Annotated in this window: 12 protein-coding genes and 1 pseudogene; 10 read left to right on the plus strand and 3 right to left on the minus strand. The window is 61.2% G+C overall.

Features of this window, described 5'->3' with window-relative positions:
• Positions 1-2: 2 nt before the first annotated feature.
• Positions 3-1,406 carry an exonuclease domain-containing protein gene (locus AC1PPK_RS06605; RefSeq protein ID WP_481117045.1) on the plus strand — a complete coding sequence of 468 codons (1,404 nt, stop codon included), beginning with the start codon at positions 3-5 and terminating at the stop codon, positions 1,404-1,406.
• Positions 1,407-1,537: 131 nt separating this feature from the next.
• On the opposite strand, the gene lysA is transcribed toward AC1PPK_RS06605, so the two are convergent.
• Entirely contained in the window at positions 1,538-2,800 is a 1,263-nt protein-coding gene (lysA, locus tag AC1PPK_RS06610) for a diaminopimelate decarboxylase (protein WP_481117046.1), read from the minus strand.
• Positions 2,797-2,985, minus strand: coding sequence for an LPS translocon maturation chaperone LptM (gene lptM, locus AC1PPK_RS06615; protein WP_481117047.1), 189 nt, complete (start codon positions 2,983-2,985; stop codon positions 2,797-2,799). The genes lysA and lptM overlap by 4 nt, the downstream gene beginning before the upstream one ends.
• 47 nt (positions 2,986-3,032) lie before the next feature.
• On the opposite strand from lptM, the gene cyaY reads away from it, so the two are divergent.
• Positions 3,033-3,353 (plus strand): iron donor protein CyaY, encoded by a 321-nt coding sequence (gene cyaY / locus AC1PPK_RS06620; RefSeq protein WP_481117048.1) that lies wholly within the window; start codon positions 3,033-3,035, stop codon positions 3,351-3,353.
• A 17-nt stretch (positions 3,354-3,370) separates the two neighbouring features.
• Here the strand turns inward: cyaY and AC1PPK_RS06625 are convergent.
• Positions 3,371-5,654, minus strand: a pseudogene (locus tag AC1PPK_RS06625) (penicillin-binding protein 1A).
• Positions 5,655-5,829: 175 nt separating this feature from the next.
• Here AC1PPK_RS06625 and AC1PPK_RS06630 point away from each other — a divergent pair.
• From AC1PPK_RS06630 to aroB, 8 genes are read left to right on the plus strand one after another with little or no spacing between them, the layout of a single operon-like run.
• Positions 5,830-6,906 (plus strand): pilus assembly protein PilM, encoded by a 1,077-nt coding sequence (locus AC1PPK_RS06630; protein WP_481117049.1) that lies wholly within the window; start codon positions 5,830-5,832, stop codon positions 6,904-6,906.
• Positions 6,903-7,511 (plus strand): PilN domain-containing protein, encoded by a 609-nt coding sequence (locus AC1PPK_RS06635; protein WP_481117050.1) that lies wholly within the window; start codon positions 6,903-6,905, stop codon positions 7,509-7,511. The genes AC1PPK_RS06630 and AC1PPK_RS06635 overlap by 4 nt, the downstream gene beginning before the upstream one ends.
• Positions 7,512-7,543: 32 nt before the next feature.
• Complete coding sequence (locus AC1PPK_RS06640; protein WP_481117051.1) at positions 7,544-8,182, plus strand: type IV pilus inner membrane component PilO; 639 nt, start codon at positions 7,544-7,546, stop codon at positions 8,180-8,182.
• Positions 8,183-8,187: 5 nt separating this feature from the next.
• On the plus strand, positions 8,188-8,715 hold the full coding sequence (locus tag AC1PPK_RS06645; protein ID WP_481117052.1) for a pilus assembly protein PilP: 528 nt from the start codon (positions 8,188-8,190) through the stop codon (positions 8,713-8,715).
• Between the two features lie 2 nt (positions 8,716-8,717).
• Positions 8,718-10,898 (plus strand): type IV pilus secretin PilQ, encoded by a 2,181-nt coding sequence (locus AC1PPK_RS06650; RefSeq protein WP_481118188.1) that lies wholly within the window; start codon positions 8,718-8,720, stop codon positions 10,896-10,898.
• 23 nt (positions 10,899-10,921) lie between these two features.
• A complete protein-coding gene (locus AC1PPK_RS06655; RefSeq protein ID WP_481117053.1) occupies positions 10,922-12,976 on the plus strand; it encodes an autotransporter outer membrane beta-barrel domain-containing protein in 2,055 nt (684 codons plus the stop codon).
• A gap of 48 nt (positions 12,977-13,024) precedes the next feature.
• Positions 13,025-13,552 (plus strand): shikimate kinase, encoded by a 528-nt coding sequence (locus AC1PPK_RS06660; protein WP_481117054.1) that lies wholly within the window; start codon positions 13,025-13,027, stop codon positions 13,550-13,552.
• Entirely contained in the window at positions 13,540-14,619 is a 1,080-nt protein-coding gene (gene aroB, locus AC1PPK_RS06665; protein WP_481117055.1) for a 3-dehydroquinate synthase, read from the plus strand. The genes AC1PPK_RS06660 and aroB overlap by 13 nt, the downstream gene beginning before the upstream one ends.
• Positions 14,620-14,625: the final 6 nt, after the last annotated feature.

The following is a 14,625-nucleotide window of genomic DNA, read 5'->3' on the forward strand; positions in this document are numbered from 1 at the left end:
CTTTGCTCGCTCCCAAACTTGCTTTCATCGACGTAGAAACCACCGGGGCCAATCCGGTGGAAGACCGGATCACCGAAATCGCGATCCTGCGGGTCGAGAACGGTGAGCTGGTCGAGCGGTGGTCCACCCTGGTCAATCCAGGGCGGGCCATTCCGCCGAACATCCAGAGTCTGGTCGGCATTACCGACGACATGGTAGTGGATGCACCGCCGTTCGCCGAAGTGGCCGAACGGGTCCGCGAGCTTTTTGCGGACTGCATTTTCGTCGCCCATAACGCGCGCTTCGACTATGGCTTCATCAAGAACGAGTTCCAGCGTCTGGGCCAGGCCTTCGATGCGCCGGTGCTGTGTACCGTCAAGCTGTCGCGAGCCCTCTATCCCCAGCATCACCGCCACGGTCTCGACGCCCTGATCGAGCGCCACGGGCTCGTCTGCTCGGCCCGCCATCGCGCCCTTGGCGATACAGAGGCTTTGGTCCAGTTTGTCGGCCAGGTGGCGGGAAGCTTCGAGCGCGAGGTGCTCGATGCGGCGATCGTCAAGGCGATGAAGGCGCCGAACCGGCCTGCCGGCCTGCCCGAAGGGGTGCTTGAAGGTCTGCCCGAGGGGCCGGGCGTCTATCTCTTCTACGGTGAGAACGATGCGCTGCTGTATGTCGGGCGCAGTGTCAGCCTGCGCTCGCGGGTAATGAGCCACTTTGCGGGGGACAAGCTGAAGGGCCGCGAGGCCAAGATCATCCAGCAGGTCCGTCGTGTGGACTGGCGAGTGACTGCCGGCGAACTGGGAGCGCTGCTGCTCGAATCGCATCTGGTCCGTACCGAGAGGCCGGCCGAGAATCGCCAGCCGGCGGATGCCGCCGCGGTCTTTGGCCTGCGTTTCGACGCGGCCCGCCGGCCTGGCCCGGTGTTGCAGCGCGAATCCCTGAACGGCGGCGATCCGGCGGGCTGGGAGAATCTCTACGGGACTTTCCGGACCAAGAAGGAGGCCGACAACGCGTTGCGGGAATTGGCCAGCCTCTACAAGCTGTGCCCGCGCCGCATCGGCACCGAGGCGTGGAGCGAAGGGCCTTGCCTTGCGCATCAGGCGCGCCGCTGTGCGGGCGTGTGTGCCGGTAAGGAGAGCCCTGCGCAGCACGACGAGCGTCTGCTGAAGGTGCTCGAAAGCCTGCGCCTGCGGCGTTGGCCGTGGTCCGGTCCGGTGGTGGTGCGCGAACATCACGCCGATACCGGACGTAGCGCCGCGCACGTGGTGGACCAGTGGTGTCTGCTCGGCAGCGTCGATGATGAGGCGGCTCTGGCGGGCCTGCGGGCAGCCTTGCCGCAGCGCCGTTTCGATCCCGATATCTACCGCATCCTCGTCCGCTGGCTGGAGACGCCCGCGGGGCGCGCGACTGTCACGCCGCTGGACTGAGGTGCATCAAGGCGCGGTTTTGCCCGAGCCGGGCTGCTGTGGCTCGGGACATTTCCTGCTTCGCATCTTCTGGCGGAAAAACCGACTCCTCCGTGGGGCGAATGAGCGCGCCCCGTGGAGGTCGGTGCAGCTCAGGGCAGCGGGCGTTCGCCGGCGAGCAGGTGGGCGAGGGTTTCCCGATCGCGGATGACGTGCACTTCCGTACCATCCACCAGGATCTCGGCGGCACGTGGGCGAGTGTTGTAGTTGGAGCTCATCGTCATGCCGTAGGCGCCGGCCGACAGGATGGCCAGCAGGTCGCCTGTTTCCACCGACAAGTCGCGGTCGTGGCCGAGGAAGTCGCCGCTCTCGCAGATCGGACCGACCACTTCGTAGCGGGTTGCGGGAACGGCGCGCGGCGCTACTGCGACGATCTCGTGGTAGGCGTCGTACAGTGCGGGGCGGGCCAGGTCGTTCATCGCCGCATCGATGATCGCGAAGTTCTTCTCAACGCCGGGTTTCAGGTATTCGATGCGGGTCAGCAGCAGGCCGGCGTTGCCGACCAGCGAGCGGCCCGGTTCGAAACACAGGGCTTCGTTACGGCCGGCAAAGCGTTCCAGCAGGGGTTTGAGGTATTCGGTCGGCGTCGGCGGTTCCTCGTCGCGGTAGCGGATGCCAAGGCCGCCGCCCAGGTCGATGTGGTCGAGCTTGATGCCTTCGCGGGCGAGCTGGTCCACCAGGCCGAGGATCTTGTCTGCCGCTTCGGCCATCGGGGCCGGATCGAGAAGCTGGGAGCCGATGTGGCAGTCGATGCCGCTGATCTCGATGTTCGGCAGTCTGGCGGCCTTGCGGTAGAGGTCGAGGGCTTCGGTGAAGGCCACGCCGAACTTGTTGCTGCGCAGGCCGGTGGAAATGTACGGGTGGGTGTTCGGATTGACGTCCGGATTGACGCGGAAGGCGATCGGCGCACGCTTGTCGAGGCTGGCAGCTACTTCATTCAGACGGTCCAGTTCGGCGGCGGATTCGACGTTGAAACAGCCGATCCCCGACTCCAGCGCGTAACGCATTTCGGCGATGCTTTTGCCGACGCCCGAGAAGATCACCTTGCCGGGGTCGCCACCGGCGGCCAGGACGCGGGCCAGCTCACCGCCGGACACGATGTCGAAACCGGCGCCCAGCTTGGCAAACACCGACAGGATGCCTAGGCTGGAGTTGGCCTTGACCGCGTAGCAGACGAGCGCCTTGCGCATGCCGAGGGCCTGCTGGTAGGCCGCGAAGGCAGAAATCAGCGCGGCGCGGGAATACACATAGGTCGGGGTGCCGAAGCGCTCGGCGATGTCGGCGAGGGCGACCCCTTCGAGGGTCAGGCCGGCGGGGCCGGCGGCGAGCGTCGGCACGGGCAGTGCGGTGGTCATTTGACTGAATCCTGGGGAGCGGGTTTGTTATGATCGCCGCCCGGCGCCGGGGTGGCGTCGGCGGGCTGCGGCGCCGGCTTGCTGGCGGGCTTGGGAACTTGCGGGATGTACAGCGGCCCCTTGATGCCGCAGCCGGCTAGGACGAGTAGGCCGCAGGTCGCGGCGGCAATGGCGATGGTTCGCATGGGTTCCGCGCAAAAACGGCAATGTTAACAGAACAATGGAGGGGTCGATGGACGAAGCGGATTTCAACGCCTTGGCGGATGCCGAGCTGGAGCGCCTGGAGGGCCTGCTGGAGGCTTGTGAGCTGGATTTCGACTACGAGGTGAAGCCGGGTGGGGTCTTCGAGCTGGAGTTCGACAACGGCAGCAAGATCATCGTCAACCGGCACAGCGCGGCGCGGGAGATCTGGCTGGCCGCCAAGTCGGGCGGTTTTCACTTCCGTCCTGATGGCGGGCGCTGGCTGGGCACGCGGGATGGGGCGGATTTCTATGCCGTGTTGTCTCGTTGCATGTCCGAGCAGGCTGGCGAGCCGGTCAACCTGAAGGGCTGACCGGCTCCCGGGCTCCACTAGTTGGTGTTGCGCGGGGCCTCTTCCGCCGGCGGGCTGGTGGGCTCCTGCGGGGTTTCCACCGGCGCAGCCGGCAGGTTCTCCTTGTAGATCAGCTCTTCGGTGGCGCTGCCTTCCGGCTGGATGCGGATCAGGCCGTCCGGCGGGGTTGGGTAGCTCTCGGGCACGCCGTCGAGGGCTTTGCGCATGTAATTGATCCACATCGGCAGTGCGGCTGCACCGCCGGTCTCCCCGCTGCCCAGCTTGCGCGGCTGGTCGAAACCGATCCACGCCACGGCGACGACGGTCGGCTGGTAACCGCAGAACCAAGCGTCCACGTACTCGTTGGTGGTGCCAGTCTTACCGGCCAGATCGCCGCGCTTGAGGACCAAGGCCTTGGCGGCGGTGCCGCGGCGGACCACGTCCTTCAGCATCGAGTCCATCAGGTAGGCATTGCGTTCGTCGATGGCCCGCTCGGCGGTTTCTCCCGCCACCGGCGGGTCGACCCGTGCCAGCACTTTGCCGGTTTCGTCCTGGATTTCCTTCACCAGGTAGGGCTCGACGCGGTAACCGCCGTTGGCGAAGACCGAGTAGCCGCGCAGCATCTGCCACGGCGTGACTGAGCCGGCGCCGAGGGCCATGGTCAGGTAGGCCGGATGGCGCTCGGCGTCGAAGCCGAACTTGGTGACGTAGTCCTGGGCGTAGCGCGGGCCGATGGATTTCAGCAGGCGGATCGACACCATGTTCTTGGAGCGCGCCAGTGCGGAGCGCAGGGACATCGGTCCGTCGTACTTGCCGTCGTAGTTCTTCGGCTCCCAGGCCTGGCTGCCGGTATCGCCGGCGGGGAAGGAGATCGGCGAGTCATCGACGATGCTGTTGGGGCCGTAGCCCTTCTCGAAGGCGGCCGAATAGATGAAGGGCTTGAAGCTGGAGCCGGGCTGGCGCCACGCCTGCGTGACATGGTTGAACTTGTTGCGGTTGAAATCGAAGCCGCCGACCAGCGCGCGGATGGCGCCGGTGTGTGGGTCGGCCGCGGTCAGGGCGCCTTCGACCTCCGGTAGCTGGCTGATTTCCCAGTGGTTGTCTGACGTGCACCACGCGGATGATGGCGCCGGGGCGGATGCGTTTGTTGGGGGGGGCCTTCTCGCTCAGCATCGCCGCGGCGAAGCGCAGGCCGTCACCGCTGATACGGAAGGTCTCGCCGTAACGGTAGGCCGTGACTGCGCCATTGCCCGCCTGGGTTACGATGGCTGCCTGGAGGTCGTCATAATCAGGCGTCTCGGCCAGGACTTCGTCCAGGCCCTCGGTCTGCTCTCCGCCCATCCGGGCCGGATCCACATAGCCCTCGACGCCCCGGTAGCCATGGCGGCGGTCATAGTCCATGACGCCGCGGCGCAGCGCCCGGTAGGCCGCATCCTGCTCGGCCTTGTTGATCGTCGTGATGACCTTGATGCCGCGGGTGTAGGCCTCTTCCTTGAACTGCTCGTAGGCGATCTGGCGGGCCATTTCCGCTACATAGTCGGCGCTGCTGCCGACGTCGCCAGGCCCGGTCACGACCTTCAGCGGAGCGTTGACGGCTTGCTGGTGCTCCGTTTCGGAGATAAAGCCCAGTTCGGTCATGCGGCGCAGTACGTATTGCTGACGCAGGGCTGCACGCTTCGGATTGACGACTGGATTGTAGGCGGACGGGGCTTTCGGGAGGCCCGCGAGCATGGCTGCCTCTGGAACGTTAAGGTCGTGGATGGATTTACCGAAATAGGTCTGAGCGGCAACTGCGAAACCGTAGGCACGGCGGCCGAGGTAGATCTGATTGATATAGACCTCAAGGATCTGGTCCTTGGTGAGGTTCTGCTCGATCTTGAACGCCAGCAGGATTTCGTAAAGTTTGCGCGAGTAGGTCTTCTCGCGGGTCAGGAAGAAGTTCCGGGCCACCTGCATTGTGATCGTCGAGGAGCCCTGGCGTTTGCTGCCAGTGACAAGGTTGGCGCCCGCCGCGCGCAGCACGCCAGTGAAATCGACCCCGGAGTGCTGGTAGAAGCGGTCGTCCTCGGCGGCCAGAATGGCGTGTTTGAGAACGGGCGGTACATCCTGGATGTGGATGAAGGCACGACGCTCTTCGCCGTACTCGCCGATCAGAATCCCGTCAGCCGTGTAGACGCGCAGCGGAATCTTGGGGTGGTAGTCGGTCAGTGCTTCCAGCGACGGGAGGGTCGGCCAGGCGAAGGCGACGGCCAGGGCGAGGATGGCGAGGCCAATGGCCAGCAGGCCGAGAAGTGCGATGAAGGGGTAGAGTACCCAGCGCATGACGGGAGCAGGGAGCAGAGTAAAGTGCTGCATTATACGAGGAGGCCCGATTTGTCGCCTGATATGCAATCCGGTATTCTCCCAGGCCTTACCTTTACACTTGTCATGGTTGTTGTTAGGATCTCAAGTAGTTTGTTGGTATTGCACCTAACATAAAGAAATTTCAGGATTTTTTGTGATCGACCTCTCCTTTTTGAACCCCCGGGCACGCCCTTTGATCGGTGTCGACATCTCGTCTTCGTCGGTCAAAATGGTGGAGTTGTCCGCCGTCTCGGGCGGTGGTTATCGGGTCGAGCGGTACGCCGTCGAAGCGCTTCCGCGGGAGGCCGTATCCGATGGAAACATCGTCAATCTGGAGGCTGTGTCCGATGCTATCCGGCGTGGCTGGCGTCGGCTCGGAACAGCGACCCGTTTCGTGGCGCTTGCCCTCCCGGCGTCGGCGGTCATCACCAAGAAAATTATCCTGCCCGCGGGACTGCGCGACCAGGAGTTGGAAGTGCAGGTCGAGTCGGAAGCCAATCAGTACATTCCCTTTGCGCTCGATGAGGTGAATCTCGACTTTCAGGTCATCGGTCCGGCAGCTTCCAGTGCGGATGAGGACGAGGTGTTGATCGCTGCGTCCCGCAAGGAGAAGGTTGAAGACAGGGTCGCTGCAGCGGAAGCTGCCGGCCTCAAGGCGCTGGTGATGGACGTCGAGTCCTACGCGTCGCTGGCTGCCTTCGAACTGGTTCAGGAGCAGTTGCCCGACCGCGGGGAAGACAAAATCATCGCGCTGGTGGATGCCGGCGCCAACGTGATGAATGTGTCAGTGCTGCGCAATGGCAACCAGGTGTACGCCCGTGAGCAGGCCTTCGGCGGTTTCTTGCTCACCCAGGACATCATGCGCCACTTTGGGATGTCCCTTGAAGAGGCCGAAAGTGGCAAGCGTACCGGTTCGTTGCCCGAGAGCTATGAGTCCGATCTTCTGCGCCCGTTCATGGACGCCATGGCATTGGAAGTATCGCGGGCGCTGCAGTTCTTTTTCACCTCCACCCAGTTCAATCAGGTAGACCATATCGTCCTTGCCGGCGGTTGTGCCGTCATCCCCGGGCTCGCGGAAACCGTCGCGGGCCGTACTCAGGTGGATACCCTGGTGGCCAACCCGTTTGCGAACATGAGCCTTGGTTCAAAGGTTCGGCCGAAGAATCTCGCGGCGGATGCCCCTGCCTTGCTGGTTGCCTGTGGTCTGGCCTTGCGGAGGTTTGATTTGTGATCCGTATCAACCTGCTTCCCCACCGGGAAGAGAAGCGCAAGGCGCGCCGGCAACAATTCGCGCTGTTTTCCGCCTTTGTGGCGGTGGTAGGGCTTGTGGTGTGGTTCATCGGTCATACGATCCTGGCGGGGTATGTGGATGGTCAGGACGCAAAGAACGTCTTTCTCAAGCAGGAAATCGCCGCGCTTGACAAGGAGATCGTGGAAATCAAGGGTTTGCGGGAACAGGCTGAGGCGTTGCTGTCCCGAAAGCAGGTCATCGAGTCGTTGCAGACCAATCGTACGGAAACTGTCCAGTTGTTCAACGAACTGGTCCGTCAGATGCCTGAAGGCGTTTATCTAAAGTCACTTAAGCAGTCCGGCTCCAAGATCAATTTGATCGGCTATGCCCAGTCGAATGCGCGGGTATCCACCCTGATGCGTAATCTCGAGGCTTCGCCTTATCTCGAGCGCGCTGATCTGGTCGAGGTCAAGGCGGCGGTTCTGAATACCCGTCGCGTCAGTGAATTCAATCTCAATGTGAGCATCGAGCGCACTAAGGCGGAGGACTCTGGCAAGCCGAAGGCTGGCGGCGGGGTCAGCAATCCTGCGGGAGGCAAGCCATGAGTCCAAGGGAGTCGATAGAGAAGCTCCGGACGATGGATGTCCAGACCCTGATGCGGGATTTCCAGGGGTTGGATCCCAATGATCCCGGGCAGTGGCCGCTGCTGCCCCGGTTGGCGACGTTGCTGGCGATTTTTCTCGTTATCGTCGTCGGTGGCTGGTGGTTCGACTGGAGCGATCAGCTGACCACGCTGGATAGCAAGGAAAAGGAAGAAATTACGCTCAAGGATGATTGGTTGTTGAAGAAGCGCCAGGCTGTCAATCTTCCTGAATACCGTCGTCAATTGGCGGAGATCGACCGTCAGTTTGGTGCTTTATTGAAGCAGTTGCCGAATCGCTCCGAGATCGAGTCCTTGTTGGCGGACATCAATCAGGCCGGTCTGGGGCGTGGACTGCAGTTTGAATTGTTCAAGCCAGGTGCCGAGAGCTTGAAGGATTTTTATGCAGAGTTGCCGATTTCCGTGCGGGTGACCGGCGGTTATCACGACCTCGGCGAATTTGTCAGTGACGTGGCGCAGATGCCGCGGATCGTGACCTTGAACGACATCGCCATCGAAACGCTCAAGGAAGGCAACCTCAAGTTTGATGCGACTGCGATGACATATCGTTACCTGGATGACGAGGAAGTCTCGGCCCTGCGCAAGGAAAAGGCCAAGGAAAAGGCGCGTAAGTGACGATCATGCGACTGACTCTGATAGTGCCTCTGCTTCTTTCGGTACTGCTGGCCGGGTGCGGTGACAAACAGCAGGATTTGCGTGACTGGATGGCCGAGGTGTCGAAAGACCTCAAGCCCAATCTGAAGCCCCTGCCACCGATCCGCCAGGCATCCGTTGTGAATTATCAAGGCAGTGGCCTGCTTGATCCGTTCAAGCAGGCCAAGCTTGAACCGGACAAGAAGTCGGGCTTTGTGCCGGATGCAAACCGGCGACGGGAGCCCCTTGAAGCGTATCCGCTCGAATCGCTCAAGATGGTTGGCGTCATGATGAGAAAAGGTCAGGCCCATGCCATCATCGCTGTCGACAAGACGCTGCATCAGGTCAAGGTCGGCAATTATCTTGGGCAGAATTACGGAAAGATCACGGGCATCAGTGAATCCGCGGTGACCTTGAAAGAACTTGTCGAGGATGTGGGCGGTGAATGGACCGAGCGCATCAGCACGCTCCAGTTGCAGGAGCAGGCGCAGGCGCCTCAGGAGGCGAAGAAATGAAAATGAGACCTTGTGGGGTCAGGTTGGGCGCATGGGTGGTGGCTGCGTGTCTTGGCGGGCTGGTGCTTCCTGTGTCCGTGCTGGCCCAGGTCCCGCAGGCGGCGGACGTCGTGTCGGCAGGCAACCGGATTGAGAAGATCATGGCCGTGGAGCAAGGGGGCAACATTGTCCTCAAGCTCACCCTTGCCAGGCCGCTGGCTGCCTTGCCGGCAAGTTTCAGTGTGGCGAGTCCAGCACGCATTGCGTTCGATTTCCCGGATACGGCCAATGGCTTGGGGCGCAATAGCCAGACGCTCAATGCCGGCGATTTGCGGAGTGTGAACGTCGTGCAGGTTGGGGACCGGACCCGCTTGGTCTTGAACCTGTCCCGGGTCTACCCTTATGAGACGCGTCAGGATGGGAACGATCTCCTGATCACACTGGCGGCTGGACAGGTCCGCGAGGCGACGAGCCAGCTTGCTCAGCGGAGTACCCAGTTTGCCCCGGCCGCCGTGGGGCAGTCGGAGCGGCACGCCATTCGCGATATCAATTTCCGGCGTGGCAAGGACGGTGAGGGGCGGCTGGTGGTCGATCTGTCTGACCCGAATGCCGGTATCGATATTCGGCAACAGGGCGAGGACCTGATCGTCGATTTTCTGAAGACGGATGTGCCGGAACAATTGCGTCGGAAGCTGGATGTGGTGGATTTTGGTACCCCGGTGTCCACTGTGCTGACCAAGACCCAGGGCGGGAATGTACGCATGACGGTGACGCCGCGTGGGCTCTGGGAGCATAACGCTTACCAGAGCGACAGTCAGTTCGTGCTTGAAGTGAAGCCTGTCAAGGAGGATCCCAACAAGCTGACGCAAGGCGCGGGCAAGGGCCGCTTCTCCGGCGAGAAGCTGTCCCTGAACTTCCAGAACATCGACGTGCGTTCCGTGCTGCAGGTCATCGCGGATTTCACGAATTTCAACATCATCACCAGTGACTCCGTGCAGGGCAACCTGACTCTGCGCCTCAAGGACGTGCCGTGGGATCAGGCCCTCGACATCATCCTGCAGGCGCGGGGGCTGGACATGCGCAAGAACGGCAACGTGATCTGGATCGCGCCGCGGGACGAGTTGGCAGCCCGCGAAAAGCTCGACCTGGAAGCCAAGGCTCAGGTCGGTGATTTGGAGCCACTGAGGACCGAGAGTTTTCAGATCAACTACCACAAGGCGAAGAGTGTTGCCGAGTTTCTGAAGAGTAAGGACCAGTCCGTGCTTTCCAAGCGGGGTAGCGTTCTGCCAGACGAGCGCAGCAACAAGATTTTCGTCAATGATGTGGCGTCCCGGCTTGAGGACATTCGTCGCCTGATCGCCGAAGTGGATGTCGAGGTGCGTCAGGTCCTGATCGAAGCGCAGATCGTCGAGGCCACAGATACGTTTGCAAGCAACTTGGGGGTACGTCTCGGTTTTGGGGCCAAGACCGGTGGTCAGATTGGAACGACCACGGGGGGGGTTCCGGTTTTCCGGAATACTCTTGGGACGGGTAATCTGTCTTCAATCGGCTACCAGGCCGGCCAGATTACGACGGTTCCTGATTACACCAACGGGTTGGGTGTGAATCTGCCGGCGTCGTCAATCAACAATAAGTCTGCGGGCGCGTTCTCGTTTGCATTGTGGAACAGCGCGGCAACCCGTTACATTGATCTCGAAGTCTCGGCGCTGGAAGCAGACGGGCGTGGCAAGGTCGTGTCCCGCCCGCGGGTGATGACGGCCGACAAGGCGGAGGCGATTATCGAGCAGGGTTCGGAAGTGCCGTATCAAACCCAGTCCGGGGGAACTGCCTTCCCGACCGTCAGCTTCAAGAAGGCCAACCTGACCTTGAAGGTGAAGCCGCAGATCACGCCGGATGGCAAGGTGATGATGGCACTTGAGGTCAATAAGGATCAGCCGCGTTACGACCAGCCGGTTGCCGGTGGCAACGTGCCGATCGACACCAAGCACGTCAAGACCGAAGTGGTGGTCGAGAACGGTGGCACGGTCGTCATCGGCGGGATCTACATTCAGGAAATCGGCAACAATACGACGAAGATCCCGTTGCTGGGGGATGTGCCGGTTCTCGGCTATCTGTTCCGGAATACAGAGCGCAAGGACAACAAGACTGAGTTGCTCGTGTTCATTACGCCTCGAATCATCAACGATCAGCTCGGTCTGCGCTGACCTTCATTAATACGGGAATTTCTATGCATAACGTCAGTGCCTTGGGCCGTTTGTCATCACAAGGTCGTTTCTTTGCCCTGAGTGTCATTGCGCTGGCCATCGCAGGCTGCGGTGGTGGAGGTGGTGGTTCGAGTGGCAGTTCTGGCTGTCCGGGGGGGTTCCTCACCTGTTCGTCCGGCGGCAGCGGCTCTACTGCGACGGATGGCACGATCACCCTGTCCCTCACCGATGCCACATCGGGAGCAAGCAGTAATACGCTGTCAGCGGGTAAGCCGCTGACGGTCAAGGCTGTGGTGAAGGATGCCAATGGTGCAGTGGTTCCCAATGCAGTTGTTACTTTTGCGACAGACTCGGCGCTAGGCGTTTTCGATCCCGCTTCAGGTTCGGCTTTGAGTAACAGCAGTGGTGTCGCATCGGTGAACCTGCAGGCGGCAAGTCTGGCTTCCAGCGGAGCGGCAACGCTGACGGCTACGGCGAGCGTTGGCGGGAAGTCACTGACGCAGACGGTTGGATATGCCGTCAGCCCTGGGGTAGTGGCGCTGTCCAATCTGACAGCTAATTCCACCTCGCTGAGCGCTTATGGAAGTACGTCAGTCTCCGTTCAGGTTTTGGTAAATGGAGTTCCTGCGACTTCGTCGCAGGCGGTGACTTTCTCGTCTGCTTGTGATACTGCAGGCAAGGCGTCGATTACACACAGCGTATCATCGGTTAACGGGGTGGCGACGGCAACCTATACCGATAAGGGGTGTGCGGGGACTGATGCGATCACTGCGTCTGTGCAAGGGGCTTCCAGTTCGATTTCCCTGCAGATCGCGGCACCTCAGGCATCGAATGTCAGTTTCGTATCTTCGTCACCGTCGTCCATCGTGCTGGCCGGGACCGGCGGAGCGGGCTTGTCGTCCGACTCCATTGTCACCTTCAAACTGGTTGACAGCACGAATAGTCCGATTGCTGGTAGAACTGTTAACTTCGACTTGTCGACGCGTGTTGGTGGCATAAAGTTGAACGGCCAGTCCTCCGGCACTGCGCAGGGTACGACACAGGCTGATGGCACTGTCAGCGTTACGGTGACAGCAGGTACCGTGCCTACTCCGGTGTGGGTGACGGCGGTGCTGGCTGACAATTCGGCGATCAAGAGCCAGTCGCCCAATCTGACGATCTCCACTGGACGTCCGACCCAGGATCGTTTTTCTCTGGCGGTCGAGACCTTCAATATCGAGGGCTGGCGTCAGGATGGGATAACTACGCATGCGACTGCTTATGCATTTGACCGTTTAGGTAACCCGGTTCCGGACGGCACGGTCATCAATTTCATCAGTGAAGGGGCAGGTATCGGTGCCTCTTGCACGACAACGTCTGCTTCGTGTTCCGTGACGTTCACCAGCGGAGAATACCGGCCGCGCAATGACTCGGAGCCTTCCGGTTCTGTTACGAACGGACGAGTCACCATCCTTGCCTACGCGACGGGCGAGGAGAGTTTTGACGACAGCAACGCCAACAACATCTACGATGCAGGTGAGGCCTTCCGTGATCTCGGCAATGCCTTTGTCGATAACAATGAGGATCGGGTAAGGCAGGCTGGTGAGTCCGAGATTGCCTTTGGCAAGTCAGGGGCATGCCCCGCCTATCCTGCTGACGGACGTTATGACAATGCGCCCTATAGTGCCGGAAGCTGTGACGGTGTCTGGGGGCAGGCGCATGTACGCCGGGTCAATCTGGTCGTCTTGTCCAGCTACGTTATCGGTACGGTTTCGCCCTCCACGTTTACTATGCCGGGTTGTACGGGTTCCTTTACTTTCCGGCTGTCCGATGAAAATAATAATCCGATGCCGGCGACCGCGACGCTGTCCATGGATTCGGCTGTGACTTACAAAAATGATACGGGTGATACGGTCAAGGCTTCAGTGTCCGTGTCTTCCGGCTCCTCTTCCGTTCCCAATACGAGTGCTGCCGGTGGTACCTTCCATACCTTCACGGTAGAGGGTTCGAAGTGCCAGACGAAGCCTGTTGGAACCGCTACCCTCACGGTCACGTCACCGAGCGGTAGTACGAGTAGCCGGACCATCACTATTAACTGACATGCGTTTTGGGGAGTAAAAGTCTTTCCCCGACTGCAAAGGAAGGGAATGGATTTTCCACGTTGTATTGTTCTGATTGGCATGCCCGGTTCCGGTAAGACCACAGTGGGTCGGGAGCTTGCCAAGCGGCTTGGCCTTCGTTTTGTCGACAGTGATCACGAAATCGAGGCCCGAACGGGGGTCAAGATCCCGACCATTTTCGAGATCGAGGGCGAAGATGGTTTCCGGCGCAGGGAGACGCAGACCCTGGATGAACTGACCACGGAGTCGGACATGGTGCTTGCTACCGGTGGCGGTGCCGTGATCAATCCCATCAATCGTGCCCTGCTTTCCGAGCGGGGCGTGGTCGTTTATCTCAATGTTCCGCCCCACGTTCTGTGGGAGCGCACCCGTCACGACAAGACGCGTCCCCTGCTGCAGGTGCCGGATCCCAAAGGGCGCCTTCAGCAGTTATATGTGGTCCGCGACCCGCTGTACCGCGAGGTTGCTCACATCACTGTCGAAGGCGGGCGTGGAACGCCGCATGCGATGGTGCGTCTGATCGAAAAGGAATTGCAGGACTTATGCGCACACTGAACGTCGAACTGGCCGACCGCAGCTATCCCATCCGGATCGGCGGGGGATTGCTGGCAGATCCCGAGCTGGTATTGCCCTTTGTGAAATCGCGCCGTGTGGCAGTGATCACCAACAATGTGGTCGGCCCCCTGTACCTGCGTGCTTTTGCGGACGGGCTGAAAGCCCGCGGGCTGACAGTCACCGAGATCGTGCTGCCGGACGGTGAGGCGCACAAGGACTGGGAGACGCTCAACACGATTTTCGATGGCCTGCTGTCGAGCCGCTGCGATCGCGGAACGACGCTGATCGCTCTCGGTGGCGGCGTGGTTGGTGACATGGTCGGCTTTGCCGCGGCAACCTACCAGCGCGGCGTACCCTTCCTCCAGGTGCCGACTACGCTGCTGTCTCAGGTGGACTCGTCTGTCGGTGGTAAGACGGCAATCAATCACCCCCTAGGCAAGAACATGATCGGCGCCTTCTACCAGCCGCGTATGGTGCTCGCCGATACCTCAGTCCTTAACACACTACCGGAGCGTGAGCTGAAGGCGGGATTGGCCGAGGTCATCAAGTATGGGTTGATCCGGGACCTGCCTTTCCTGGAGTGGATCGAGGAAAACCTTGAGCGTCTGCTCGCCCGCGATGCCGAGGCGCTAGCCGAGGCGGTCGAGCGTTCGTGCCGCAACAAGGCGGAAGTCGTCGCCGCCGATGAGACCGAGCAGGGGGTGCGCGCTACGCTCAATCTGGGGCACACCTTCGGCCATGCCATCGAAACCGGGTTGGGATACGGCGTCTGGCTGCATGGCGAGGCCGTGGCGGCAGGGGCGATCATGGCCGCCGACCTGTCCCGGCGTCTAGGCTGGCTGTCCGATGCGGACGTCGAACGGGTCAGGTCCATTCACGAGCGCGCCGGCCTGCCGGTCAAGGGGGCGCCGCTGGGAGCGGACCGCTATCTCGAGATGATGGCCCACGACAAGAAGGTGGCGGACGGAACCCTGCGGCTGGTATTGCTGAAGGCGATAGGGGAGGCGGTGATCACTGCCGAGGCCAGCCAGGCCGACATCCGCGCTTCCATCGAGGCCTGTTGCTGAGTACCC

Source organism: Zoogloea sp. JDB1 (assembly GCF_056724025.1).

What these genes read in the sequence shown, in the direction of transcription:
- AC1PPK_RS06650 (WP_481118188.1), top strand. Translation starts at nt 8,718, where the DNA reads ATGAGACCTTGTGGGGTCAGGTTGGGCGCATGGGTGGTGGCTGCGTGT.
- aroB (WP_481117055.1), top strand. Translation starts at nt 13,540, where the DNA reads ATGCGCACACTGAACGTCGAACTGGCCGACCGCAGCTATCCCATCCGG.
- AC1PPK_RS06645 (WP_481117052.1), top strand. Translation starts at nt 8,188, where the DNA reads ATGCGACTGACTCTGATAGTGCCTCTGCTTCTTTCGGTACTGCTGGCC.
- AC1PPK_RS06655 (WP_481117053.1), top strand. Translation starts at nt 10,922, where the DNA reads ATGCATAACGTCAGTGCCTTGGGCCGTTTGTCATCACAAGGTCGTTTC.
- lptM (WP_481117047.1), bottom strand. Translation starts at nt 2,985, where the DNA reads ATGCGAACCATCGCCATTGCCGCCGCGACCTGCGGCCTACTCGTCCTA.
- lysA (WP_481117046.1), bottom strand. Translation starts at nt 2,800, where the DNA reads ATGACCACCGCACTGCCCGTGCCGACGCTCGCCGCCGGCCCCGCCGGC.
- AC1PPK_RS06660 (WP_481117054.1), top strand. Translation starts at nt 13,025, where the DNA reads ATGGATTTTCCACGTTGTATTGTTCTGATTGGCATGCCCGGTTCCGGT.
- cyaY (WP_481117048.1), top strand. Translation starts at nt 3,033, where the DNA reads ATGGACGAAGCGGATTTCAACGCCTTGGCGGATGCCGAGCTGGAGCGC.
- AC1PPK_RS06640 (WP_481117051.1), top strand. Translation starts at nt 7,544, where the DNA reads ATGGATGTCCAGACCCTGATGCGGGATTTCCAGGGGTTGGATCCCAAT.